Source organism: Blautia hansenii, from assembly GCF_013304445.1.
Classification (GTDB): domain Bacteria; phylum Bacillota; class Clostridia; order Lachnospirales; family Lachnospiraceae; genus Blautia.
This window is the reverse complement of the sequence record NZ_JAAITA010000052.1, coordinates 1-1,932: the sequence shown is the minus strand read 5'-3', so window position 1 is coordinate 1,932 and position 1,932 is coordinate 1. Positions and strand designations below refer to the sequence as shown.

Below are 1,932 nucleotides of genomic sequence, written 5' to 3'. Positions count from 1 at the left end.
GAAGAGGAAGCAGTATCAATTTAATATAGCAATTATTTAATATTCGTTATACTAGGCATCAACATAAGTCATCGCTCCTTTTCATGACAAACAAATCTATTTTTAAGTCTTTCGACTGTTACTTACTAATCTATTTTAAGGATACCGCCCGAAGCCTCCGGGCAGTATCACGAGTCTTTAACGATCATACATTACCTGACGGAAATGAATCAACTTCTCAATCATTCAATGTGCATCTTTCAATCCACAGATTGCCGCCATGACAGCCATGTGTAGCAGACCGCTGTGAAATCAACCGTCAGATTCGTGCGGGTAACAAAATGCTCCGAGAATTAAAAGCAAAGGTAGCAAAACTGGCTGAAGCTGTAGAAAAGTCTATTCCAATAATAGCTGAAACGTTAGAAGCGATCCGCAATCATATGATTTTTATACAGTATCATTTACTTCATAATGAGATGCAAAAAGAAGTGATCCATGACTGGATGAATCATTTCAATCCAATACTGAATAAATACAACACAGTTAAAAAGGAACTCAAAGCTAAAGTTACGGAACGGAAAGAACTGAATGTGCAAAAGGATAAAACCAGTATTTTGAATCCCATCCGGCATATAAAATTAAATCAGCAGCTTACCACTATTACCGAAGAAATCGAAGAACTGAAATCAAGGAAAGAGCAGCTAATCTTCCAGGCAGAATGCTCTACCGATAAAGATATGACGAATCTATCCAAAAAATATGACCAGATGAATAACAATCTTGATATCCTGGATTCTCAAGACATCTCGCTCAAAAAACAGCTTGAAAAAGATGCCGCCGCTTTCCGGGAAGAAAAATTTCGTCCTGAACCAGAACAGTATACAGAATTGCTGGACACCCGAATCCAGATACGTCCTGATTTTCGGGATAAGATAATCGAACAGCTCAAAGGTACTTTCGGTAAATATTATGACTATCACCGTCGTGATATTGCAGCCAATGAGGTAGATTATCTCAATGTGGAAGATCCTGATGTTTTTTCCCATCGTGCCTGGGAACTTGAACATCAGAGGAAACAGGAGATGCGGCGAAATCAGCCTGCCAGAGCTAAGAAAAGATCATATGATATGGAATTATAATCATCATCGAGTAGATAATATGCTCTTACAACTCTCTTGTTTAAAAGGCGTATGGATTTAAAAATTCCATACGCCCAATTCACTTTAACCAGTTACAATCTGCCATGTTTTCTTGTATAAAACCACATTCATTATAATGCTGAGATTCTTTGTTGCATATCAATAACTTGAACTTTACTATTTTTAAGAACTAATCCATACGAAAAATGAATCGTATTTCCTCCCACTGGTTCAAATTTAACATATTGTCCACATATATTTCTATTACGTTCACCAAATATTTTCTTTATCTTTTCTGGCAATACACTATATATCGGACATGACACATCTATAGTATAAAATCCATTTTTCATAGGATTACCTCTGTCACTAAACCATTCACTTATTGAAATTCTATTACCTGCTACAGATTTACATTGAGCTGTATATTCTTTGCCACGTAATGTAAACATTAATGGGGTTTCCTCTGGAATATTAGAAGATACTTGAAATCTTATCTTTCCATCATTCATTTTCCAGCTCAATGAAGCTTCAATCTTCAATTCCTTTCCATTAATAGGTTGTTTAGGTTCTAATTCCTCGGGCAATGGCAATAAATCTCCCATCTCAACGTAATGATTTTTATAATACCATCTACCATATTTCTGTATAAATCCCCATGATGACAAATAATTGCTGTTTAACTGATCTATAGTAGCATCCGAAAACTGAAATCCTCTTTTTGAATAATCTACTCTTGAATATGCACGTAAAATTTTTATAAATCATATATGTCTTTTTGACTATCTTTTTATATCTTCTTAAATGTCCGCAA

At 35.2% G+C, this 1,932-nt stretch carries 1 protein-coding gene and 1 pseudogene; one reads left to right on the top strand and one right to left on the bottom strand.

Annotation, left to right across the window (positions count from 1 at the left end; all coding sequences use genetic code 11):
- Positions 1–272 precede the first annotated feature (272 nt).
- Positions 273–1,118: pseudogene (locus G5A70_RS15415) on the top strand (mobilization protein); the annotation flags it as partial.
- A gap of 131 nt (positions 1,119–1,249) precedes the next feature.
- Here G5A70_RS15415 and G5A70_RS15410 read toward each other — a convergent pair.
- A complete protein-coding gene (locus tag G5A70_RS15410; RefSeq protein ID WP_226853774.1) occupies positions 1,250–1,705 on the bottom strand; it encodes a hypothetical protein in 456 nt (151 codons plus the stop codon).
- Positions 1,706–1,932 lie beyond the last annotated feature (227 nt).